19 protein-coding genes are annotated in these 23,268 nt (G+C 39.0%); 6 read left to right on the forward strand and 13 right to left on the reverse strand.

What is annotated here, in order from left to right:
* Nucleotides 1-91 precede the first annotated feature (91 nt).
* The 3 genes from ABJD71_RS13000 to ABJD71_RS13010 form a co-directional block, all read right to left on the reverse strand.
* Nucleotides 92-1,144, reverse strand: coding sequence for a porin (locus tag ABJD71_RS13000; protein ID WP_348169956.1), 1,053 nt, complete (start codon nucleotides 1,142-1,144; stop codon nucleotides 92-94).
* Nucleotides 1,145-1,358: 214 nt separating this feature from the next.
* A complete protein-coding gene (locus ABJD71_RS13005; protein ID WP_348169959.1) occupies nucleotides 1,359-2,627 on the reverse strand; it encodes an inorganic phosphate transporter in 1,269 nt (422 codons plus the stop codon).
* A gap of 12 nt (nucleotides 2,628-2,639) precedes the next feature.
* Nucleotides 2,640-3,317: a TIGR00153 family protein gene (locus ABJD71_RS13010; RefSeq protein ID WP_348169962.1), complete on the reverse strand. Its 678-nt coding sequence runs from the start codon at nucleotides 3,315-3,317 to the stop codon at nucleotides 2,640-2,642.
* Between the two features lie 263 nt (nucleotides 3,318-3,580).
* Here ABJD71_RS13010 and ABJD71_RS13015 point away from each other — a divergent pair, with 263 nt between their 5' ends.
* The 3 genes from ABJD71_RS13015 to ppx all read left to right on the forward strand — a co-directional run bounded on the left by ABJD71_RS13015 (nucleotide 3,581) and on the right by ppx (nucleotide 7,766).
* Nucleotides 3,581-4,084 carry an ACT domain-containing protein gene (locus ABJD71_RS13015; protein ID WP_348169965.1) on the forward strand — a complete coding sequence of 168 codons (504 nt, stop codon included), beginning with the start codon at nucleotides 3,581-3,583 and terminating at the stop codon, nucleotides 4,082-4,084.
* A gap of 78 nt (nucleotides 4,085-4,162) precedes the next feature.
* Nucleotides 4,163-6,244, forward strand: coding sequence for a polyphosphate kinase 1 (ppk1, locus tag ABJD71_RS13020; protein WP_348169968.1), 2,082 nt, complete (start codon nucleotides 4,163-4,165; stop codon nucleotides 6,242-6,244).
* On the forward strand, nucleotides 6,237-7,766 hold the full coding sequence (gene ppx / locus ABJD71_RS13025; RefSeq protein ID WP_348169971.1) for an exopolyphosphatase: 1,530 nt from the start codon (nucleotides 6,237-6,239) through the stop codon (nucleotides 7,764-7,766). The genes ppk1 and ppx overlap by 8 nt, the downstream gene beginning before the upstream one ends.
* A gap of 161 nt (nucleotides 7,767-7,927) precedes the next feature.
* Here the strand turns inward: ppx and ABJD71_RS13030 are convergent, their stop codons facing one another.
* The 7 genes from ABJD71_RS13030 to tkt form a co-directional block, all read right to left on the reverse strand.
* Nucleotides 7,928-8,605 carry a response regulator gene (locus tag ABJD71_RS13030; protein WP_348169974.1) on the reverse strand — a complete coding sequence of 226 codons (678 nt, stop codon included), beginning with the start codon at nucleotides 8,603-8,605 and terminating at the stop codon, nucleotides 7,928-7,930.
* A gap of 8 nt (nucleotides 8,606-8,613) precedes the next feature.
* Complete coding sequence (locus tag ABJD71_RS13035) at nucleotides 8,614-10,086, reverse strand: ATP-binding protein (RefSeq protein ID WP_348169978.1); 1,473 nt, start codon at nucleotides 10,084-10,086, stop codon at nucleotides 8,614-8,616.
* 196 nt (nucleotides 10,087-10,282) lie between these two features.
* Nucleotides 10,283-10,621 (reverse strand): hypothetical protein, encoded by a 339-nt coding sequence (locus ABJD71_RS13040; RefSeq protein ID WP_348169980.1) that lies wholly within the window; start codon nucleotides 10,619-10,621, stop codon nucleotides 10,283-10,285.
* Nucleotides 10,622-10,730: 109 nt separating this feature from the next.
* Nucleotides 10,731-11,630, reverse strand: a complete 900-nt coding sequence (locus ABJD71_RS13045) for a fructose bisphosphate aldolase (protein ID WP_348169983.1) — start codon at nucleotides 11,628-11,630, stop codon at nucleotides 10,731-10,733.
* 129 nt (nucleotides 11,631-11,759) lie between these two features.
* The gene (locus ABJD71_RS13050) at nucleotides 11,760-12,920 is read right to left on the reverse strand and encodes a phosphoglycerate kinase (protein ID WP_348169986.1); all 1,161 of its coding nucleotides are present in this window, start codon (nucleotides 12,918-12,920) and stop codon (nucleotides 11,760-11,762) included.
* A gap of 45 nt (nucleotides 12,921-12,965) precedes the next feature.
* Nucleotides 12,966-13,976 (reverse strand): erythrose-4-phosphate dehydrogenase, encoded by a 1,011-nt coding sequence (gene epd / locus ABJD71_RS13055; protein ID WP_348169989.1) that lies wholly within the window; start codon nucleotides 13,974-13,976, stop codon nucleotides 12,966-12,968.
* Between the two features lie 92 nt (nucleotides 13,977-14,068).
* On the reverse strand, nucleotides 14,069-16,060 hold the full coding sequence (tkt, locus tag ABJD71_RS13060) for a transketolase (RefSeq protein ID WP_348169991.1): 1,992 nt from the start codon (nucleotides 16,058-16,060) through the stop codon (nucleotides 14,069-14,071).
* Nucleotides 16,061-16,333: 273 nt separating this feature from the next.
* Between tkt and metK the strand changes: the two genes are divergently transcribed.
* Nucleotides 16,334-17,479: a methionine adenosyltransferase gene (gene metK, locus ABJD71_RS13065; RefSeq protein WP_348169994.1), complete on the forward strand. Its 1,146-nt coding sequence runs from the start codon at nucleotides 16,334-16,336 to the stop codon at nucleotides 17,477-17,479.
* Between the two features lie 227 nt (nucleotides 17,480-17,706).
* Nucleotides 17,707-18,504, forward strand: a complete 798-nt coding sequence (locus ABJD71_RS13070) for a M48 family metallopeptidase (protein WP_348169997.1) — start codon at nucleotides 17,707-17,709, stop codon at nucleotides 18,502-18,504.
* 68 nt (nucleotides 18,505-18,572) lie between these two features.
* Here the strand turns inward: ABJD71_RS13070 and ABJD71_RS13075 are convergent, their stop codons facing one another.
* Nucleotides 18,573-19,397, reverse strand: a complete 825-nt coding sequence (locus tag ABJD71_RS13075) for a mechanosensitive ion channel domain-containing protein (protein ID WP_348170000.1) — start codon at nucleotides 19,395-19,397, stop codon at nucleotides 18,573-18,575.
* A 565-nt stretch (nucleotides 19,398-19,962) separates the two neighbouring features.
* Between ABJD71_RS13075 and ABJD71_RS13080 the strand changes: the two genes are divergently transcribed.
* Nucleotides 19,963-20,691, forward strand: a complete 729-nt coding sequence (locus tag ABJD71_RS13080; protein ID WP_348170003.1) for a 16S rRNA (uracil(1498)-N(3))-methyltransferase — start codon at nucleotides 19,963-19,965, stop codon at nucleotides 20,689-20,691.
* A gap of 94 nt (nucleotides 20,692-20,785) precedes the next feature.
* On the opposite strand, the gene serA is transcribed toward ABJD71_RS13080, so the two are convergent.
* Both serA and ABJD71_RS13090 read right to left on the reverse strand, forming a co-directional pair.
* Nucleotides 20,786-22,015, reverse strand: coding sequence for a phosphoglycerate dehydrogenase (serA, locus tag ABJD71_RS13085; protein WP_348170006.1), 1,230 nt, complete (start codon nucleotides 22,013-22,015; stop codon nucleotides 20,786-20,788).
* Nucleotides 22,016-22,230: 215 nt separating this feature from the next.
* Complete coding sequence (locus ABJD71_RS13090; RefSeq protein WP_348170009.1) at nucleotides 22,231-23,115, reverse strand: WYL domain-containing protein; 885 nt, start codon at nucleotides 23,113-23,115, stop codon at nucleotides 22,231-22,233.
* Between the last annotated feature and the right edge of the window lie 153 nt (nucleotides 23,116-23,268).

Consider the following 23,268-nt stretch of genomic DNA (forward strand, 5'->3'; position numbering starts at 1 on the left):
CCAAAATAAATTGAGGATTGAAAAACAAAGAAAGCTGGTGACAAGGAGCCACCAATAAAACAGCAACGTTAAGAAAATAAACCTTTGATGATTAAAGTGCGATTTGCAAACGAGCTCGAAACTCACTCCCATCGTCTTCACTTACATTATCTTGTGCCTCTGTATAGGATACACCTACACGAATAAACTTACTTAAATAGTAATTAACACCCATTCCATATGAAGTAGCGTCAGTATTTCCTAGCTCTTCATCAGAATATGCTCCATCACCATCTTCAAAACGCAATACTACCTCCCATGCCCCAGATGAACTTCCGGGTTTTACACGTTTAAACACACCATTTTTATAAGGGCGCGATTCGCCAGTAATGATCCAACCAGCTTGCAGGTATAACCCATCTCGACTTATCATGCCATTTTCTGATGAAACAAATTCAGACTGAAGGTGAATTGGGCCATGTGAATACGCAAGCTCAACACCTGTCATATCAACATCAGCCGCACGATTGCTATGGGCTAAACCTACATGTAATACTTGCTCTTTAGAGTGTATTGGAGAATAGGTAACACGACCAGTAATGGCTGAACCATCACCAACAGTATCATCTTCAAACACACCGATAGCATACGTAAACTTTCCTTGAATACCACTAAACTGAATACCTTCATTACGCCCTGCTGCATAGGCTTCTGTAATCGCTGAACGCTCTAAAAATGTTATGTCTTTTGAAGAAGTTAAAGATTCAAAACCAAAGGGTTCTTTTTGATTTCCTACTGTAAGAACTGCTTTTTTACCCCAACCATTATAACGAATAAAAACGTCTTCCGGGGTGCCACCATTGCTGTCACCAACATTGAATTGTAACTTATAAGACCAATCATTCACCTCTCCAGAAAAATATAACCTTGCACGACGAATACTAAAATCATCTTCGTCAGCTTCACCATTCAATTCGGCATAGTTATAATCCCATTGCAATCTTCCCCCCAATTTTGCAGAGTATTTCAAGTCTGACGTTATTAATTCAATTGGGCCATTAAGCGTTAACTTTAGACCAGAAGGTTCCGTTGACACAGACTCTGCCAATACACAACTAGGGATAATGGACAAAACAAAAAGTAATAATGTTGGACGAATAAGCATAATATTTACCATCAAAAAGTAGATTTAAAGTGTCTATTTCATTGGGCGATACATTATGACGTTTTTATTACAGTTATATGACAGTGTGACATTTTTATGTCTTTAATATGAATGTTATATGAATTATTTATTTCATTTGGACATAAAAAAGCCAGCTAAATAAACTAGCTGGCTTTGGATAAATTCGTATTAATACCGATCACTTATATAATTGCTAAGGCGCAAAAATACCTTTAATCATGAAGAAGAATACGATTGATAAACCTGCGCCGGCCGGCAATGTAATCACCCAAGAAACCACAATGTTTCTTACTACACCAAGGTTAAGTGCTGCTATCCCTCTTGCCATGCCAACACCTAGTACAGCACCAACTAAAGTCTGAGTAGTAGAAATGGGCAATCCAGTTCCTGATGCAATAACAACCGTAGTAGCGGCAGCTAACTCAGCAGCAAAACCTCTACTTGGCGTCAAATGCGTTATCCCTTTACCAATAGTCTTAATCACTCGGTGGCCGAACAATGCAAGACCAGCAACAATACCAATCCCACCCAAAGGAAGTATCCACCATACCAATGCTGCTTTTTTACCTATCTCACCCCCACTTTCCACAATACTAACCACCGCAGCTAAAGGACCAATTGCATTCGCGACATCGTTAGAGCCATGTGCAAACGCCATACAGCAAGCAGTAACGACCATAAGAACAGCAAATACTTTTTCAACATTAGCAAACTGCGCTTCTTTCTGAGCTTTAGGGTCAATTTTAATACGGTTAATGAAGAGCTTTCCTGCTATACCAACCAAAACAGCGAGGCCTAAAGCCATAAAGTAGCCCTGATCAGCAGGAATATCTAATCCAACATGCTTAAGTCCTTTTTTGATAGTTACCAATGCCATAACAAAGCCGGCTGCAGCCATATAAAAAGGCACATATTTTTTAGCGTTTGCAAAAGGATTATCGGTATCAAAAATTAACTTTTGTGCCGACTGAAAAATTAGATATGCAATAAAACCCGAAATAGCAGGCGTTATAATCCAACTCCCAACGATACCTCCAACTTTACCCCACTCTACTGCATCGGCACTCACACCTACAGCAGCAAAACCAACAATGGCCCCCACAATAGAGTGAGTTGTTGATACAGGCCACCCCAAATAAGAAGCAAAAGCTAGCCAAATTCCCGCTGCCAATAGAGCTGAAATCATACCAAACACCAATAACTCTGGTGTATCAATAAAGTAAGCTGAATCAATAATACCTTTGCGAATAGTAGAGGTTACTTCACCACCAGCCAAATAAGCACCAGCAAACTCAAAAATCATTGCAATAAAAATAGCTTGTTTAATCGTTAATGCTTTCGAACCGACTGACGTTCCCATCGCATTAGCAACATCGTTAGCCCCAATACCCCAAGCCATTAAAAAACCAACCGCAGCGGCAACTACGATCAAAATAAAACCGTAACTAGTAATTATATCCATTGTCAAAATCTCTTAATTAGCTAACATCAATTCGAGGCGAGAACCGACTCGTTCGGAAATATCAGCCAACTCGCCGACCCATTCAATAATGCTATACAAAAACATTACATCCACTGGATTTAGATCCTTTTCCAATGCTAATAAATTTCTACGCAGACTAACTTGTAAGGTATCGGTGTCATCTTCTATAGCGTCTAAGCGCTCAATCATATCTTCAACTAAACGTAGTTCACGACCTTTAAAACCAGTCTCTAACAAGTCGTCTAACTCATTGATAACTTTTTTAGCTTGATCTGTCGCATCTAGACAGCGCTTAAGATAATCCATAAAGCTACTGCGAAGCGCTTGAGGGATCGTCAATTGACGACCTAAAACACGACCCGATATATCTTTTGCCTTATTAGCAATTTTATCTTGTTGAGTAAGAAGATCGAGAACATCCTGTCTTTGAATAGGCATGAATATTCCGGTTGGAAGACTCACACGAAGTTCTCGTTTAATAACATCCGCATCTTTCTCTAGCTTGGAGATAATCTGCTGAGTATCTTGCGCTTCCTTCCAATCTTCAGCATATACCGCTTCAAAAAAAGGCAATAACCCTTGACCACATTTGTATACAAGATTGATATGATCTTCAAGGGGCTTAAGAGGTGACTTAGCGAACACCCCTAAAAATGAATTCATAGGCATAACATTTCTCTTCAATTTAAAACATCATTAATGATAAACAATCTAGGCAAACCAAAGAATTTACATTTATCATGAAACCACAAACAAAATAGCAATTGAATGTGACATTTGGGTGACATTAAACTTTAAAACACCCACTCAATTTGACCGATACTATTTTCGCTTTTATTTCATTTACCCACTAATATCTGATATTAATTAAGGTAAATTACAGAGCGTGTTACTCTATCGCCAGCACTTTATTACAGATATGTGACAGTTTTATGAAACCGATGATATTTACTTTAGTTGGGCAAGATAAACCCGGCTTAATAAGCGACTTAGCAAAAACAGTGTTTGAAATGGGGGGGAATTGGTTAGGAAGTAACTTTTCTCATATGGCTGGACATTTTGCTGGATTTGTTGAGGTTAATTTACCTCAAGATAAACACTTAATTTTAATTGAGCGTTTTTCACAACATCCCGATCTAAAGATCCACTTATTGGCTGGAGAAGTAGAGTCAACCACCCAGCTAAAAACAGCTAAAATTGAAATTATGGGGAACGATAAAGCTGGTATTGTTCAGGAGCTAACTCAGGTTCTGAGTCAGTTTAATTTAAACATCATAAAGTTCGACTCAAACTTAGAAAGCGCGCCAAATTGGGGAGGTTTGCTTTTCAAAGCTCAAGCGACCGTTACAATCGCAGAAAATTTTGATTTAGACAGTTTTCGGGAAACCTTAGAAGCTGTTGCCAATGATTTAACGGTAGATATAGAGATTGAATAAAATTTAACGATAATTGTCATCTAATTGTCACAATCTCATTAGACGATGACGACAATAAAATAATCAATAAGAATTAAGATGCCCGACAATAAAAATAATTATTATCCCCGCGAGTTAAGTTGGTTAGCTTTCAATCAACGAGTTCTTCAAGAAGCTGCAGACAAAACTAATCCAATTATTGAGCGTATCCGCTTTCTTGGGATTTACTCAAACAACATGGATGAGTTTTACCGAGTTCGGGTAGCTGATGTAAAGCGTAAAATTTTTATTCACATGAACGAAGATGAATCTGAACAAGCAGATCAAACTAAGGAGTTGATGGAAGGGATTCAAGAGAAAGTACTAGGAATGACGGAAGACTTTGACCGAGTTCATCTAGATATAGTAAAAGGATTAGCCAGATACAATATATTTTTATTGGGTGAAGAAGATTTAAATGACTATCACACAGGGTGGCTAACCAATTACTTTAAAAATAAAATTCTTCGTCATATCGCCCCGGTTCTTTTGAACAAAAAAGTAAAGTTGGTTTCTCGTTTAAATGACTCTGCCACGTATTTATACGTCAGCATCCATAAAAATGATAGGGCCATTGCTTATTCTATCATTGAAGTTCCAAGTCAAAATATGTCTCGATTTGTGGTTATTCCACCAGAGAAAAGTCGTAAAAAGAAATACATCATTTTATTAGATGACATCATTCGTTTAAATTTAGAAAGTATATTTAAAGGGTTTATTGAGTTTGACCACCTAGAAGCCTATTCATTTAAAATGACTCGAGATTCTGAATACTCAATCAACGATGAAATTGATGAGAGCTATGTTGATAAAATGTCAGATAGCATGAAACAAAGACTCATAGCTGAACCTGTCCGAGTAGTACATGATGCTAGAATGCCGATGGAAATGCTTAAAGATTTAAAAAAACGACTCAAAATATCCTCTTACGATAGTTTAATTCCCAGTGGAGCTTATCGTAACTTTAAAGACTTTATTAGTTTTCCAAATATTGGCCGAGACTACCTCGAAAACCCCAAATTACCAGCACTAACTTCTAAAGATTTTTCTGAGTATGATACTGTTTTTGATGCTATTACAGCCAAAGACATCCTACTTTACTACCCATACTATCGCTTTCTACATGTGACTGAGTTTTTAAGACAAGCTGCTTTTGATCCAAATGTGAAACACATACGCTTAAATATTTATAGAGTAGCAAGTAAATCACGAGTGATTAGTTCCTTAATCGATGCGGTAGATAACGGCAAGAAAGTTACGGTAGTGATTGAACTGCGTGCTCGATTCGATGAAGAAAACAACATTGAATGGGCGAAGACCCTTACAGATTCGGGTGTTAAGGTGGTATTTGGGGTGCCATCACTTAAAATTCATAGTAAATTGTGTGTGGTTACTCGCGAAGAAAAAGGTGAGTTAGTGAATTACACTCACTTTGGTACCGGCAACTTCAACGAAAAGACGGCAAAAATCTATACTGATTTTAGTTTATTCACTCGTAATCAAGAGTTAGCAAATGAAGCTAGAGCGGTATTTACCTTTATTGAACAGCCATATAGAAGACAAAAATTTCAGCATTTACAAGTGTCTCCCCTCAACGCTCGAACAAAAATTCAATTGTTAGTGCGTCAAGAAATTCAAAATGCGAATGAAGGGCTAAAATCGGGGATAATCCTCAAGATTAATAATTTAGATGATAGATTATTGATTGATGATTTGTATAAAGCCAGCCAAGCTGGTGTAAAAATTAAAGCCATTATCAGGGGCATGTGTTCATTAGTGCCTGGCATTAAAGGTGTGAGTGAAAATATAAGTATTATAAGTGTAGTAGATCGTTTTTTAGAACATCCAAGAGTGATGTTGTTTGAAAATGGTGGAGATCCTAAAATGTTTATCTCTTCGGCAGATTGGATGACTCGTAACATGGACTTTAGGATTGAAGTGGGTTGCCCTATTTACGACCCAGATTTGAAATCTAAGATTATGAATATTCTAAACTTACAACTCAAAGATACATTAAAAGCACGGATAATAAATGAAAAACAGACTAACCCTTATGTAGCCCGTGGTAATCGCAAAAAACTACGCTCACAAATAGAAACATATAAATTCTTAAAAAACATTGAAAAGGGTGACAATGCCTAACGTAAATTCAGCTTTCGACAGTGTAGAAGTTCGTGACAGCAGCAAAGTAGCCGCATTAGACATAGGCTCAAATAGCTTTCATTTGGTTGTGGCTCGTATTGTTGCAGGCTCAGTTCAAATTCTTCATAAAGTTAAGCAAAAAGTCCGCTTAGCTGATGGCCTCGGTAAAGATGGCACTTTATCTGATGAAGCCATACAAAGAGGGCTGAGTACGCTAGAGGTAATCGCAGAAAGTCTACAAGGATTCGAGCCAGACAAGGTTCGAGTGGTAGCAACCTATACGTTGAGAAAAGCCAATAATGCCAAAGACTTTTTAAAGGCTGCTAAAGCTGTATTTCCGTTTCCTATTGAAGTCATATCAGGGGTTGAAGAAGCAAGATTAATTTACCAAGGGGTGGCCCATACCAACCATCAACAAGGGCAACGTTTAATTGTCGACATAGGCGGCGGCTCAACTGAGTTCATTATTGGCGAGGCATTTGAACCTAACATTCTACGTAGTTTACAAATGGGTTGTGTTAGTTACACCAATCGCTACTTTAAACATGGCGAGCTAAAACCTAAGAACTTTGAAAAAGCCATCACCAGTGCTCAGCAAGAGCTAGAAATGATCGATAAACAATATCGACATATAGGTTGGAAAACCTGCATAGGCACATCAGGCACGATTAAAGTGATCATCGAACTAGCATCAAAGTTAGAAGGTACTAGAGCTGAAAATACTGTATCTAAAGAAGATTTATACATATTAATGGAACTATGTTGCAAAGCAGGAAACAGCGATAATTTAAAGCTAGACGGGCTTTCAATTGATAGGCAACCTGTTTTAGCAGCAGGCTTATCTATTTTAATAGGTATCTTTAACAGCTTGAAGATTGATGCAATGGAGTTTTCAACCGCTGCTTTAAGAGAAGGTGTACTCTATGAAATGGAAGACAACCTACAACAACTTGACATCCGTGAGCGCAGTGCACAAAGCTTAGCGACACGTTACGATGTAGACGTAGATCACGCTAAACGTGTGCTCGCTACAACGATGAACTTATATCAGCAAAGTAAAAAAACGTGGAAAATTGAAAGCAAAGAACTAAAAAGCTTACTTGAATGGTCAGCGTTACTTCATGAGGTCGGATTGCAAATCAACACGCGGGGTATTCAGCGACATTCCGCCTACATTTTACAAAACATAGAACTACCAGGTTTTGGACAAGAGCAACAAAGCTTATTAGCAACGCTGGTTAGGTTTCATCGTAAAAAAATTAGAGTTGCTGAAATTCCAGAATTCTCCATTATTGGTCACGAACATGTACACAAACTTATGGTGTTGCTAAGACTTGGTGTTTTACTAAACATCAAACGCCAAGATGATATTTTACCGGACTATAGCATTATCGCTAAAGGACAAAACATCACCTTAGGTCTTCCTGAGAACTGGCTGCAAACCAAACCTGTATTTAGTGCCGATATCGAACGAGAACGTGACTATCTACAAGAGCTCAATTTCACTTTTGAATACAATTGAGCCTATCAAGTTTAAATCTGGATAAGATGTGTATCGCCTTGTTTCTAGCACCATAAAAAAGTTTGTAGGGAATTCTTGTTTACATTCACAAGTTATTGACAATCGCTGAAATTAAAGAGGCTATGGTAGCGTGGGCATTATATCTAATCTATTTATTAAATTTATACTCGCTCGATATCAAGCTTATATCCAACTCCGTAAACCGATTGAATCCAATCTTGGTTACCAATCACCGCAATTTTCTTTCTTAACTTTTTAATGTGACTATCAATCGTTCTATCGCTGACGATACGATGATCGCTATAGCAGGTTGTCATCAGCTGATCCCTTGAAAATATCCTGCCAGGCTCAGAACTGAGTAATGCCATCATTTCAAATTCAACAGTTGTTAATGCGATTGATTGTTGTCCAATTGACATCACTAAGCGGTGGTTATCAAGCTTAAAAGGTAATGCACTTGCAGTGTGAGGGTTAGTTCGCCTTAACACAGCCTTTACTCTAGCAACGACCTCTTTAGGGCTAAAGGGCTTACAAATATAATCATCAGCCCCAATTTCTAACCCTATTAGTCGATCCACTTCTTCAACTTTGGCTGTGACCATTAGAATTGGCACTTGACTGTTAGTGCGAATGGCTTTGCAAATGTCTACCCCGCTTTTACCTGGCAACATCAGATCCAATAAAATCACGTCTATGTCATTTTCTTCTAGCCAAGGCTCCACAGAAGAGCCATCATGCAAACAAGTCGTTTGAAAATTAGATAAAGTCAAGTAGTCTGCTAGAAGGGATGCTAACTTTTTTTCATCCTCAACGATAAGTACATGGGGTTGTGTTTCCATGAGTTGTATTACTCCAATGGTAAAATAATTTGAATGCCTAGTCCGCCTAACTTGGATGAAAAAGCCTTAACTTTGCCATGATGTGCTTCGACAATTTTTTTACAGATTGACAAACCTAAACCACTTCCACCGGTTTCTCTATTTCTTGAGTTTTCTACTCTAAATAGGTGTTCAAATAGTTGTGGTAAATCTGAATCTGTTACCCCTTGCCCATTATCTTCAAACAGAATGTGCACTTCTTTTGGAGTCGTGTTCTCCACATTGCTAATCGTTATTTTTAAAAGGTCACCGTCAACAGCATATTTTCCTACATTGCTTAGCAGGTTACTGAACAGTTGTTTCAAGCGAGTCACGTCCGCATAGACATCAAGAACAGAGGCACTAACAGCTAAGTCAACTTGGATGCCTTTCTCAGACAATATCGTTTTAAACTGATTCACAACTTCTTCAATTAATGGTGTCAATTTCACCCAATTTTTACGGTAGTGTAAAGTGCCGAGGTCACTTCTAGTAAGTTCATGAAGGTCATTAAGCAACTGCTCTAGCTGATTCACCTCTTCAAGAGATGATTGAATCCGCTCCATAGATAAAGGCCTTACGCCATCAACCATTGATTCCATCTCGCCTTTAAGCACAGCAACAGGTGTACGTAGCTCATGAGAAATATCTGCCAGCCAACGTTTACGTGCTTGCTCGTTTTGCTCAAGAGTCGCGGCAAGATCGTTAAAGTCTCTAGTTAACTGTGCAAATTCATCCTTACGCTTCAGGTTAATACGCTGATCGTATTGCCCAGATGTTAATGTACTCATTGCCGAGGTAAGCGTTTTTATAGGGCTAACAAAATGATTCGCCAAAGGTAAAGCAACGAGTATTGCAATGATAATCAAACCCAACGCGATAAGAAGTATGTATCGTTGCTGCTGCTCTACAAAGTTGAGTTCGTAGCCAGCAGTCAATTCGTTATGACGAGACACAGCTAAATACCCTACAATTTCTTTATTCATAACAATATCAAGATATCCAAACTTTGACTTCTTACTATAGATACCAGCAATCAGCTCTTTGTTCTTATCTAATATCGCGTATGTAACATCGGGGATACTACCTTCTGGGGGGCGGTCAAAGTCACGCCTAAAAGATCGAGGGCCGCCTCCTCTAGCACCCATATCTGGAGGTCTTCTATCTTGAGACCTCGGTATATCAGGCCTTCCCAAAGAAAAAGGGGCTTCATCTACTTGAATATGTTGGTCAACAATATTTTTAAAAAAACGATTACGTCCTTTTATGTGCTCCCATTCTTTATCTTCGTCATATAAATCTTGTAAAGCGAAAACTAAACTATCAAGCGCATCCAACTCCTTTTTATTTACATAATCGATCATCCCCTTTCCAATACTCCATTGCATGACCAATACTTGCGCAGCAACTAACACCGCACTAGTCACAAAAAATATCGCAAAAAGTTTATTCTGGATACGCATACAGCTGGACTACCCCTAAAAAATACATAAAAAACACTCGATTAACGAATGACGATATCCCGTAAAATATCTTGAGTCACCTGCAAACACATGAATCCTTTTTATTTGCACAATGAGGGGAAAGTAATACCCATGCCGATTAAATAATTAATAGATATGGTGTTCCATAACAAACACGTGTTGATAGATGGTTAAGTTACCTGCCATGAAACTCATCAATAAGAATCGACAACTTGTCTTGCAAATGCTCTTCAAAATCATCGAGTTCTTTGCCAAAAATGGTTAAATATTTTTCTGCTTTGTCATAGTCTAAGCGCTTATTATTGGTTTTGTATTCTGTTTCAGGCAATGACTTGTCATAGCGAGGAGTAATAACCCAACGAACAAAATCAGAATCAAGCTCAGCTACTTCTTTTTTTGCAAACTTACAAAATTTCTCTATATGGTCAATCCCATCAGGGCCTAAACAACCGGGTTCAACCCGAAACGTGACAGTTAGTTTTTTATACAAAGGTAAAGGTAAATCTAAACTCATAACAAGGGTCCTTTAATTACACTAAAAACTTAACAAATTCCCGAGTGCTTAGCTACAAAAAAGGCCGGTAAAAACCGACCTTTAATTTAAATTATGCTATCAAAACAGCTTAACTTTTAGAAGCTTGATAAATGCTTTCAATTGAAGCGTCCATAGTCGCGTCAAAATCAGCATCACTTTGTTTTGCACTTAGCCCTTCAGATAATGCACGAGAGAAACTAGCAATCATACCAATATTACCAGTTAGCTTGTCATTCGCATCTTCTCTCGAGTAACCACCAGATAAAGCAACAACTTTCAGTACTTTAGGGTGTTTCACAAGATCTTCATAGAAGTTTGCTTCATTTGGCAAGGTCAGTTTTAACATCACTTGTTGATCAGCATCTAATTTATCTAAGTGAGATAATATAGACGCCTTTAACAGAGCTTCTGCTTCTGTTTTTTCAGGACTATGAATATCAACTTCTGGCTCAATAATTGGCATAAGGCCAGCAGCCAAAATTTGTTTAGCTACATCAAATTGCTGTGCAATAACGGCTTCAATGCCTTCTTCATTAGCTAGCTTAACAACTGAACGCATCTTTGTACCAAATACATTTTGAGCATTGGCTTTAGTAAGTAAGTTATCTAAATCAGCAATAGGTTTTAAAAGTTGAGCACCATTAACTTCAGCTTCGAGTCCTTTATCAACTTTCAAGAATGGAACAACTTGTTTGACATTCCATAGGTAACTAGCAGTACTTTGGCTTTCAATTTCTCTATCAAGTGTATTTTCAAACAAAATAGCACCTAATACTCTTTCTCCATTAAAAACGCTAGATGTAATTATTCGAGTGCGCATTTCATGCACCTTAGTAAACATCTCTTCGTCACCTTCGTATTCTGATGGCTCTACACCATAAATAGCTAAGGCTTTTGGCGTACTACCACCACTTTGATCCAAAGCTGCAATAAATCCTGTTTCTGCGTCAATCTTTGCAAGCATGTCTAATTGAACTTGTGATGCCATATGTGACACTCCTTTTAGTACTGTTTTAACCAACATTTAGTTGATTTGTAGGGTTTATATTACTGGGCATCATTGCCCTGAACTGAAAGCTTTATTGCTTTTCTATTTGTTCTTATTTATAGGCCTATTTTAAGAGGCTCTTGATTCTAACATAGCTACCGCTGGTAAAACTTTACCTTCAACAAACTCAAGGAACGCACCACCACCAGTAGAAATATAAGAAATTTTATCACTTAGGTCCCATTTATCAATTGCCGCTAGTGTGTCACCACCACCAGCGATTGAAAATGCCTGACTTTCAGCGATTGCATTAGCGACAACTTCTGTCCCTTTGGCGAAATTATCAAACTCAAATACACCACATGGGCCATTCCATAATATCGTTTTTGCGCCAGCTAATACAGCAGCAACATTAGCAGCTGTTTGAGGGCCGTAATCCATGATTTCTTCATCATCTTGAACTTGACCCACATCTTTTATAACAGCGGGTTCGGTGTCAGAAAAGTTTTTACCCACTCTAACGTCTACTGTTTCAGGTATATCTAACGACTCCATTAGTCGTTTCGCTTCAGGGATCAGGTCTTTCTCATAAAGTGACAAACCTACGTTGTTTCCCCTTGCGGCAACAAACGTGTTAGAAATACCTCCGCCTACAACTAGTTGATCCGCTATTTTAGATAAGGCATCTAATACCGTAAGCTTAGTTGACACTTTAGAGCCACCAACAATCGCCACCAAAGGACGCTCTGGGTTATGTAAAGCTTTGCCTAATGCTGTTAACTCACCATCTAATAAGGGGCCGGCACACGCGATGGGAGCAAACAAACCAACACCATGTGTAGAAGCTTGGGCTCGGTGAGCGGTTCCAAATGCATCCATCACATATACATCACAAAGTGCAGCATATTGTTTTGCCAAGGCTTCATCGTCTTTCTTCTCACCTGAATTAAAACGCACATTTTCTAAAACAACAACTTCACCCGCATCAAGCTCTACACCGCTAAGGTAATCTTTTTCCAAACTCACTTTTAGGTCAGTCTTGGCTTGTAAATAATTAACAACGGGTAGCAGAGAAAACTCATCAGCGTATTCGCCTTCTGTTGGACGTCCTAGATGAGACATAACCATAACTTTCGCACCGGCGGCAACAGCTGCTTTTATCGTAGGTAATGACGCGCGAATACGTGCATCAGACGTAACTACACCATCTTTGATGGGCACATTTAAATCTTGACGAATAAGAACTCTTTTACCAGCTAAATCTAGCTCAGACATTTTTAATATGGACATACTTTACCTTTAATTTACAAAATTGAATTACTGTATTAATAAACCCTAAGCTTTTTTGAACATAGCCTCCGCGGTGTCTATCATTCTATTCGCAAACCCCCATTCGTTATCACACCAAACTAGGGTTTTGACTAACTGTTTATGGCTGACTCGAGTCTGACTTCCATCCACTATACAAGAATGGGGGTCGTGATTGAAATCAACAGATACGAGTGGCTCTTCCGTATAATCTAAAATTCCTTTTAAATGCCTATTTTTAGCTGCTTTAAACGCCTGATTTACATCCTTAACGTTTAAACACTTTTCAACAGTAACACTTAAATCCATTGCACTAACATTGATAGTAGGTACTCGCACAGCTATGGCTTCGAATTTACCCGCGAACTTTGGAAGAATACGTTCTATACCTACCGCCAATTTAGTATCAACCGGTATAATCGATTGACTGGCAGCTCGGGTTCTACGCAAATCAGTATGATAAGCATCTATAACCTGTTGATCATGCATAGATGAATGGATTGTAGTCACTGTGCCACTTTGTACTCCAAATGCATCATCTAATACCTGAATAACAGGTACGATACAGTTAGTGGTACAAGAGCCGCATGAAACAATACTATCATTATCAGTCAATTCAACATCATTAACACCAAAAATTACAGTGGCATCCATATCTGGACCACAGGGTTGAGAAAACAAAACCTTTTTGGCCCCTTGATTTAGATGGGCTTGGCCATCTGTGCGGTCATTATGAATACCTGTGCACTCAAGTACCAAATCAATACCTAGTTGTTCCCAAGGTAAATCTTTAATATTTTCATACTGTAATAATTGGATGCTGTCATTCCCCACTTTCAATACTTCACCATCTAAGGTAACAGGAAATCCAAATCTACCATGGGAAGTATCATACTTAAGTAAGTGAGCTATACCTTCAGGCTCAGCGATTTCATTAATCGCAACAACTTGAATACTTTGATTACGTTTAGTTTCATAAAGTGCACGCACTACATTGCGGCCAATTCGTCCAAAACCATTTATTGCGATACGTAACATAACACCCTTTTAAAATAGACTTAAACCAACAACAAAGGCGCATAAATGCGCCTTAAAGTTTAAATACTTAGCAAATAAAACAAGAGCTTATATTAAAGTTCTTGGGCAGCTTTAACGACTGCCTCAGTAGTTATACCAAACAATTTTAATAAAGCTGCACCCGGCGCAGACTCACCGAACGTAGACATACCCACCACTGCGCCATCAAAGCCAACATATTTATACCAAAAATCAACATGTGCCGCTTCAACTGCCACACGTTTTGTCACAGCACGCGGTAATACAGACTCTTTATACTCAGCATCCTGCTTATCGAAGACACTTGTTGATGGCATAGAGACTACACGTACAGCTTTACCTGTTGCAGTTAATTGTTCAGCAGCTTCAACAGTAATACCTACTTCAGAGCCAGTAGCAATCAAGATAACATCTGGTGAGCCTTCGCAATCTTTTAAGACATATCCACCTTTAGCAATATTAGCTAACTGCGCTGCATCACGTGCTTGAGCGGGTAAACCTTGACGACTAAACACCAATGCTGACGGGCCATCTTTACGCTCAAGTGATGACTTCCAAGCCACAGCTGTTTCAGCACCATCACATGGACGCCAAGTATTGAGGTTAGGTGTTAAACGCAGGTTAGCTACCTGCTCAATAGGCTGGTGTGTAGGACCATCTTCACCTTGACCAATAGAATCATGGGTATAAACAAAAATATTAGGAATGCCCATCAAAGACGCCATACGTACAGCATTTCTGGCGTATTCCATAAACATTAAAAAGGTCGCGCCAAAGGGTCTAAACCCACCATGTAGGCCGATACCATTCATGATACCGCTCATACCAAATTCACGAACCCCGTAATATAGATAATTACCGCTAGCATCATCTGCAGAGATCCCTTTGGTACCAGACCATATTGTTAAATTTGAACCAGCTAAATCAGCAGACCCCCCTAGTACTTCAGGTAACAAGGTAGCGAAGGCTTCAATAGAGTTTTGAGATGCTTTACGACTTGCAACATTTTCAGCTTTGTCTTGAGATGCCTGAATAAATGCATCCGCTTTTTCAGCAAAATCTGCTGGTAAGTCACCCGCCAAACGACGAGTTAGCTCCGCAGCTAGCTCAGGATGAGCACTTTCATAGGCGCTGAAACTCTCGTTCCAAGCCTGTTCTTTCTCTGCGCCAGACGCTTTTGCATCCCAGCCTTCGTAAACATCAGCAGGAATTTCGAAAGGCGCATGTGGCCACTTTAAGAATTCGCGAGCAGCTTTGATTTCATCATCACCTAGTGGTGCACCATGACAATCGTGACTACCTGACTTATTAGGTGAGCCAAAACCAATAATAGTTTTACAACAAATCAAAGTAGGTTTGGTCGTTTCTGCTTTTGCAGCATCAATTGCAGCGGCGATTGCGTCTGGATCATGACCATCAACACCTGCAATAACGTGCCATCCGTAAGATTCAAAACGAGCAGGCGTATTATCTGTAAACCAACCTTCAACATGACCATCTATAGAAATTCCGTTGTCATCCCAAAACGCGACTAACTTGCCCAAGCCAAGGGTACCTGCCAATGAACACGCTTCATGAGAAATACCTTCCATTAAACACCCATCGCCTAAGAAGCAATATGTGAAATGGTCAACAATATCGAAATCAGGTTTATTAAATTGAGCCGCTAAGGTTTTTTCAGCAATAGCCATACCTACAGCATTACTGATCCCTTGCCCCAATGGGCCCGTAGTAGTTTCTACACCGGGAGCATAACCATATTCTGGATGACCAGGGGTTTTTGAGTGTAATTGGCGAAAGTTCTTTAGCTCTTCAATCGGAAGAGCGTAACCTGATAGATGTAACAGCGAGTAAATCAACATCGAACCATGGCCATTTGAAAGCACAAACCTGTCTCTATTTGCCCAATCTGGATTGCTAGGGTTATGTTGCAAATAGTCACCCCAAAGCACTTCTGCAATATCAGCCATACCTAATGGCGCCCCAGGATGACCTGAGTTGGCTTGTTGTACAGCATCCATACTTAAAGCACGAATGGCATTGGCAAGATTTTGGCGTGTTGACATGTTGTCTCCTGACTAACGTTTTGATGTAGGGGGAATAATTTAAAACTAAAGCTTATTCCAAATATAATAATCCATTTTGTATTAGGCTGACATTAACTGCAACGGCAAATCGTGTATGAATCGTCATTTATATATGAATTTTATTTACACCTTAGTAGAATAAAATTCATGGACGTTTGGACGTCTAGATGTAAAGACTGGTATTTGTTAAAAATATTGTTAGAATAGCAAAATCAAATAAAGGCTTTAACACTGATCAAACGAGGCAGTTCTATGACATCACACCTTTTTACTTCAGAGTCTGTTTCTGAAGGACACCCGGATAAAATTGCAGATCAAATATCCGATGCAGTACTCGATGCTATCTTAACCCAAGATCCAAAAGCTAGAGTTGCTTGTGAAACCTTCGTTAAGACAGGTATGGTTTTAGTCGGTGGCGAAGTCACGACTTCAGCTTGGGTAGACATCGAAGAAATTACCAGAAAGACAGTAAGAGAGATTGGCTATGTTCACTCTGATATGGGCTTTGATGCCGATTCGTGTGCCATTCTTAATGCAATCGGTAAACAATCTCCAGATATCAACCAAGGAGTTGACCGCACGTCACCTGAAGAACAAGGTGCAGGTGACCAAGGTCTGATGTTCGGCTATGCAAGCAACGAAACAGATGTACTCATGCCTGCGCCGATTACTTATTCTCACCGCTTGGTAAAACGCCAAGCTGAAGTTCGTAAAAATGGCACTTTGGCCTGGTTACGCCCAGATGCTAAAAGCCAAGTTACTTTTGTATATGAAAATAACAAACCGGTTGGTATTGATGCCGTGGTGTTATCCACTCAACATGATGAGAGTATAAGCACTGCAGATCTTAGAGAAGCGGTTATGGAAGAAATAATCAAACCAGTTCTGCCAGAAAAGTGGCTATCAAAAGATACCAAGTTCTTTATCAATCCCACAGGTCGCTTTGTGATTGGCGGACCAATGGGCGATTGTGGCTTAACAGGTCGTAAAATTATTGTTGATACCTATGGAGGTATGGCAAGGCATGGTGGCGGAGCGTTTTCAGGAAAAGATCCATCAAAAGTAGATAGATCTGCCGCATACGCCGGTCGTTATGTTGCTAAAAACATAGTTGCAGCGGGTTTAGCTGATAAGTGCGAAATTCAAATTTCTTATGCAATCGGTGTTGCCGAACCCACTTCAATTAATATTGAAACTTTTGGTACAGGGAAGGTATCAGATACTTTGCTCGCTAAGTTAATCCGTGACCATTTTGAATTAAGACCTCATGGTCTTATTCAAATGTTAGACCTAGAACGCCCTATCTACCAAGCGACAGCCGCTTATGGCCACTTTGGCCGAGATGAGTTTCCTTGGGAACAAACAGATTTGGCTGAAAAGCTTAAAGCTAGCATCTAATCAGCGACTCATTAAAGCCTCCCGTAACTGCCTCAGCTTTTACTGGGGGCTTTTAATTACTTTCTCATAGCCATCAAAAGCAAGAATTTTGCCTCTGGCATTAATAGCAAAGTAACCTCTTTGACATCCCGTATTCACTAGCATTCTAAATAGACAGGTAACATGCAGTGAAAATCAATGTATGATCTTATTTTATTCATCTAAAGCACCAAAGGAGCGACCTTGTCATGTTACGCACCTATAACAAACTTTGTATTTTAACCTGTTTAATTTTAAGCACTGCCTGCGCCAAATCCCCTACTGGTAGAAACCAGTTGAAACTTTACTCGAGCTCTCAACTAGCAGGGATGGGAGAACAAGCTTTTGACAGCATGAAATCCGAGCAAAACGTTTCAAACCAAATAGTGTCTAACCAATATGTCCAATGTATTGCAGACGCCATTACGCAGCATGTACCAAACTCAGTGTTTGCAGGAGAGTGGGAGTTAGTCGTATTTGATGAGCCACAAATCAATGCTTTTGCTTTACCAGGTGGAAAGATAGGGGTTTATACAGGTTTAATGGGAGTGGCAACAAACCAAGATCAACTAGCCGCAGTCATAGGGCACGAAGTCGGTCATGTTATCGCAGAACATGGTAATGAAAGAATGTCTAGCAGTGCCTTAATAGGTGTTGGCTTAGAAGTGACCAATCAGTTATTGCAGACAAACAAAATTGCCAGTAGTAATGTCATCATGGCAGGCTTAGGCCTTGGTGTACAAGTTGGGGTGCAATTACCTTTTGGTAGAACTCACGAAACAGAGGCAGATTTAATAGGGTTAGAACTTATGGCCAGAGCCGGATTTGATCCTAAAGAGTCAATTACGCTTTGGGAAAATATGGCAAAAGCGAGTGGCGATAACAGACAACCAGAGCTCTTATCAACCCATCCATTACCCACTACGCGCATCAGTAACCTAAGCAAAAACATGGCTAATGCAATGCTATTTTACAATGCCGCCACAACTAAACCCAAGTGTAGTTAAAATTATCAGGTAAAGCTTAGGTACAAAAAAGCCGCTAAAAAAAGCGGCTTTTTTAATCCAACTAAAAATTAGTCGTCTTTGTGCACATGTACATCCATTTGAGGGAATGGGATAGAAATACCTTCTTCATCAAAACGTAATTTAACAGCTTCTGTAAAGTCAAACTTCACTGGCCAGAAGTCACCTGAGGCAACCCAAGGACGAACCACAAAATTAACACTACTATCAGCTAATTCTGCAACTGCAACTGTTGGTGCAGGATCTTTTAATATACGATCGTCAGCAGCAACCATTTCATTAAGAATTGCTTTAGCTTTCTTTAAATCGCTGTCATAACCAATACCAACAACCATGTCTACTCGACGAGTTTCTTTTGCAGAGTAGTTAGTAATGTTGCCACCATAAATTGAACCATTAGGAACGATAATTTCTTTATTATCACCAGTGGTCATAACAGTAGTGAAGATACTGATACTTTTAACCACACCTACAGCACCGCCAGCTTCGATAAAATCTCCCGCTTTAAATGGTCGGAATACAAGTAGCATTACACCGGCAGCAAAGTTTTGCAAAGATCCCTGTAAAGACAAACCAATAGCTAAACCTGCAGCACCTAAAATGGCAACAAGCGAAGTTGTATCAACACCTAGTCGGTCTAATGACGCAACTATTACAAATAGCATTAATATCGCTCTGAGGATTGCTTTAATAAAATCGATAAGCATGTCGTCATATTTAGAACGAGCCATCACTTTACCAAAGACGCCAATTAATACGCCAACAACCATCTTACCTATAATATAAATAAGTAAAGCAAAAACGATATTAATACCCCATGGAATGATATAGGTATCAACCATTTGGGAAATTTTATCCGCTTCAAAATCAAACATATGTTTCTCCATTTTTTATAATAATCAGAACTTGTTTAAAGCCAAGCTCAAAAACTGCCGCAAGCATAAATATTCAACAATGCAAAAGCCAGAAGAATAGTGATTTATTATACTAAAATACTAATTTTATAAACTTGATTTGACAACCCTGTGAAATTTCAACACTTAAAATTTAACTGGAGTAAGCCAAGTCATTGAATACTTTTTAAACACAAAAAAATAATGTTACACTATCAAAAGATGTATTATTAGATGCTCTTAATATTTTTAAAGGAATTGAGAATGTTATTAATTTATATATTAGCTATATGTTTGATGTCACTTTTCGTTTTTTCCTTCTCAAGGGATAAAGGCAAGCATACTAAATATGCTCGAAAAAACGCATCTGTGATAACCTCAAAAGAAGGGCCAAAACAATCGTTTTCTAGTCATTATGCGATTGAAATAAACTAAAGCCAACCACCACGTAGGTCAAACAAAAGCTTGTTTAACATTATTATTTTTAATACTCAGTTTTGCTTTACACTACTACTTGATAACATTTGTAAAAAATTGAGTATCCCCCATGCGTATCATCAGAGTTTTTTATCCCAATCAATTGTCAGTAGAAAGTCAAATAATACTCACAGACGATGCAACAAATCATTTATGCAATGTACTTAGAGCCAAAGAGGGTCAAGCCGTAGTTTTATTTAACGGTGATGGTAATGAATATTGCGCACACCTTGTAGAAGTTACCAAGCGTAAAGTAGTTGCCTGTATTGACTCTAAGTTATCAATTAGTATTGAATCGTCATTAGATATTCATTTAGCCCAAGGAGTATCCCGCGGGGATCGTATGGAGTGGGTTATTCAAAAATCTGTCGAGTTAGGCGTTAAAGAAATCACTCCACTAATTACAGAACGTTGCGGTGTTAAACTTAACCAACAACGTTGGATGAAAAAGCATGAGCAATGGATGAAAGTGGCGATTGGAGCATGTGAACAAAGTGGCAGAAATGTTCTGCCTATACTCAACCCTCCAACACTTTTTTCAGATTGGGTAACTATGTCAACCAACCAATTAAGGCTGACATTACACCCAAGAGCAGAGCAAGCTTTCAGACATATTTCAATGCCTACAGCAGGAGTAAGGTTACTAATTGGACCTGAAGGTGGCTTTACTGATCAAGAAATTTATAAGACCGAACAGAACGGCTTTCAAACTGTGCAGTTGGGTCCTAGAGTTTTACGTACAGAAACAGCTGCATTAACGTCCATATCAGCGTTACAAGCAATTCACGGCGACTTATAGAAACCATTGAGATTAAATATTAAACTAAGTTCAGTGATGTCACTTGAAGATGTTTGATGACAGCCAAGACTCAGCTGTCATCAAAACTATTTAATTAATGCAATATTCTAGTTTTAATAGTGCCGTCAATTTTTAATAACTGCTCAAACGCCTCGCCGGCATCATCCGCTTCAACATCAATGACCACATAACCAATATTTTCATTAGTTTGTAAGTATTGCGCGGCGATATTTAAGCCTTTTTCAGCAAACGCTTGGTTTATTTGTGTCAAAACACCCGGTGCATTCTTATGAATATGCAATAAACGAGAGCGACCAGTGTGCTCCGGTAATGATGCTTCTGGAAAATTAACAGCTGACAATGTAGAGCCATTATCACTATATTTAGCCAGTTTACCGGCAACTTCAATGCCGATATTTTGCTGGGCTTCCTGAGTGCTACCACCCACATGTGGTGTTAAAATAACATTTTCAAATTTAGTCAGTGGCGATTCAAAAAGCTCTTTGTTTGATTTTGGCTCAACAGGAAAAACGTCGATAGCAGCTCCTGAAAGCTTGCCACTCTCTAACGCAGCAACTAACGCTTCAATGTCAATAATGGTACCTCGAGCTGCATTCATCAAAATTGCGCCGTCTTTCATCATGGCAAACTCTTTGGAACCAAACATATTTTGAGTTTGCACAGTTTCCGGTACATGTAGGCTCACCACATCTGATGTATTTAATAAATCTTCTAAGGTTTTAACCTGAGTCGAATTACCTAAAACCAGTTTACTTTCAATATCAAAAAATTGTACTCGCATACCTAAGTGCTCAGCCAAAATACTTAACTGGGTACCAATGTGACCATAACCAATAATGCCTAGGGTTTTACTTCTTGCTTCATAAGAGCCAACAGCACTCTTGTCCCACACGCCACGATGGGCTTTAGCATTCTTCGCTGGGATATCTCGCAGTAAAAGGATCATTTGCCCTAAAGCCAACTCAGCCACAGAGCGAGTATTTGAAAATGGAGCATTAAACACAGGAATACCGCGCTTTTGTGTGGCATTTAAATCTACTTGGTTAGTACCTATACAAAAGCAGCCCACTGCCACTAACTTATTAGCAGCATTAATAACCGCTTCGGTTAACTGAGTACGAGAGCGAATACCAATAAAGTGAACATCTTTAATTTTTTCAATTAATTCATCTTCAGGAAGCGACGTTTTTAGGTACTCAATGTTTTCGTAGCCGTTAGCATGCAGAGTATCAACCGCGCTCTGATGTAAGCCTTCTAATAACAATATTTTAATTTTTTCTTTAGGTAATGACACTTTGCTCATAAGGGTTCCCACTTAAGAATGGCAATTAAAGACATCTGGACGTCTATTTGGATGAGAAAATAACAGAAACTTACGCATTTAGAAAGGTAAAAGATAGGATTAGTTAGACCAATTTATTCATTAGATATTCTTCTAAAAGCCCTTTAACCTGAGAACTTGAATAAACAACTAGCCAACGTTAAAAAAAGCCTAATTTACAATAGGAGTCCCCTCACTTAACTAAGAACTAAAGCGACATTCTCAATAAACTTTAAGGCATCCAAATTATCGAGAGCCAATTGGCAGCCACTGTCGTAAAGTGCATAATCTTGGGAGCAATCAACCTGCCATTGACGTAAGACATAAGCCGCAACAGCAGCACGTTGTTGAACCTTTAAGACCCCTTCACTCATACTATAATCCATTTCAATTGCTGTAGATTGTTTCAGGTTGGGATGAGGAATAAGTACTAGCTCTATTAATTGGTTCCATTGTTCATCATAAGGACTGGCTTCATGAACATGCAGAGAGTCTTCCATCACGTCAACAAAAGTAAAACGAGTACAAACAAAATCTCTAAATTTATTGTTTTTTCTATCATATGCACGAACATGCCATCTATGCCCATTGTTAACTAACGAATGAGGAACAATTGCTCTTATTGTTTCTCCAGAACTTACCGATACGTAACCACACTTGATTGCTTTCTTGTTGTGTATGGCTCGCATCAAACCACTGATGATCTGAGTACTGGGGTGGATCAAGCGCACAGCATCAAAGCATTGTTCTGTCGGCTGAACACCTGTAGATATACCATTACCAAAACCACGGCTTAAGGATGACAGTATAACTTCGGGATCATGTTTAAAGAGAGCTTGGAACTTTTCAGTCCGGTGATAGCTTTTAGTCTGATGTTGTAGCACAAGATTGTCTGTAGCTAATGCTTTATAGGTACTAAAATCTCGAGTACTCGCCGCCAATCCAGTTTTAAAGCGTTGTATAAGATCGGTACGCGCAACATGCCCAAAAAACTGTAAACTAAAGTCGATAAAAGCTAAACGGTCACGTTGTGCATGGGGCAGATCAGCTAAAGTTTGTTTAGTTTCAGTATTCTCGGTCATTTCTCACACCTTCATAGTAAGACTCATTATGAGTCGATATCTAGAGATTAAATCACCACATCAGAAAATGCAATCATTTTGATTACATCTAAATTCATTAGACTTTTTTCACTATGGATTATTCAAATTTCTATAAGTCTATTTAAGTCTGCG

Origin of the sequence: Paraglaciecola sp., from assembly GCF_039943935.1 — a bacterium.
In the GTDB taxonomy this organism is placed as follows: domain Bacteria; phylum Pseudomonadota; class Gammaproteobacteria; order Enterobacterales; family Alteromonadaceae; genus Paraglaciecola.

Bases quoted from the DNA above. Each gene is read 5' to 3' on its own strand.
- ABJD71_RS13075 (WP_348170000.1), bottom strand. From the start codon at position 19,397: ATGTTTGATTTTGAAGCGGATAAAATTTCCCAAATGGTTGATACCTAT.
- metK (WP_348169994.1), top strand. From the start codon at position 16,334: ATGACATCACACCTTTTTACTTCAGAGTCTGTTTCTGAAGGACACCCG.
- ABJD71_RS13045 (WP_348169983.1), bottom strand. From the start codon at position 11,630: ATGGCATCACAAGTTCAATTAGACATGCTTGCAAAGATTGACGCAGAA.
- epd (WP_348169989.1), bottom strand. From the start codon at position 13,976: ATGTTACGTATCGCAATAAATGGTTTTGGACGAATTGGCCGCAATGTA.
- ABJD71_RS13000 (WP_348169956.1), bottom strand. From the start codon at position 1,144: ATGCTTATTCGTCCAACATTATTACTTTTTGTTTTGTCCATTATCCCT.
- ABJD71_RS13050 (WP_348169986.1), bottom strand. From the start codon at position 12,920: ATGTCCATATTAAAAATGTCTGAGCTAGATTTAGCTGGTAAAAGAGTT.
- ABJD71_RS13070 (WP_348169997.1), top strand. From the start codon at position 17,707: ATGTTACGCACCTATAACAAACTTTGTATTTTAACCTGTTTAATTTTA.
- ABJD71_RS13090 (WP_348170009.1), bottom strand. From the start codon at position 23,115: ATGACCGAGAATACTGAAACTAAACAAACTTTAGCTGATCTGCCCCAT.
- ABJD71_RS13035 (WP_348169978.1), bottom strand. From the start codon at position 10,086: ATGCGTATCCAGAATAAACTTTTTGCGATATTTTTTGTGACTAGTGCG.
- ABJD71_RS13010 (WP_348169962.1), bottom strand. From the start codon at position 3,317: ATGCCTATGAATTCATTTTTAGGGGTGTTCGCTAAGTCACCTCTTAAG.
- ABJD71_RS13040 (WP_348169980.1), bottom strand. From the start codon at position 10,621: ATGAGTTTAGATTTACCTTTACCTTTGTATAAAAAACTAACTGTCACG.
- ABJD71_RS13005 (WP_348169959.1), bottom strand. From the start codon at position 2,627: ATGGATATAATTACTAGTTACGGTTTTATTTTGATCGTAGTTGCCGCT.
- serA (WP_348170006.1), bottom strand. From the start codon at position 22,015: ATGAGCAAAGTGTCATTACCTAAAGAAAAAATTAAAATATTGTTATTA.
- ABJD71_RS13080 (WP_348170003.1), top strand. From the start codon at position 19,963: ATGCGTATCATCAGAGTTTTTTATCCCAATCAATTGTCAGTAGAAAGT.
- ABJD71_RS13030 (WP_348169974.1), bottom strand. From the start codon at position 8,605: ATGGAAACACAACCCCATGTACTTATCGTTGAGGATGAAAAAAAGTTA.
- ppk1 (WP_348169968.1), top strand. From the start codon at position 4,163: ATGCCCGACAATAAAAATAATTATTATCCCCGCGAGTTAAGTTGGTTA.
- tkt (WP_348169991.1), bottom strand. From the start codon at position 16,060: ATGTCAACACGCCAAAATCTTGCCAATGCCATTCGTGCTTTAAGTATG.
- ppx (WP_348169971.1), top strand. From the start codon at position 6,237: ATGCCTAACGTAAATTCAGCTTTCGACAGTGTAGAAGTTCGTGACAGC.
- ABJD71_RS13015 (WP_348169965.1), top strand. From the start codon at position 3,581: ATGAAACCGATGATATTTACTTTAGTTGGGCAAGATAAACCCGGCTTA.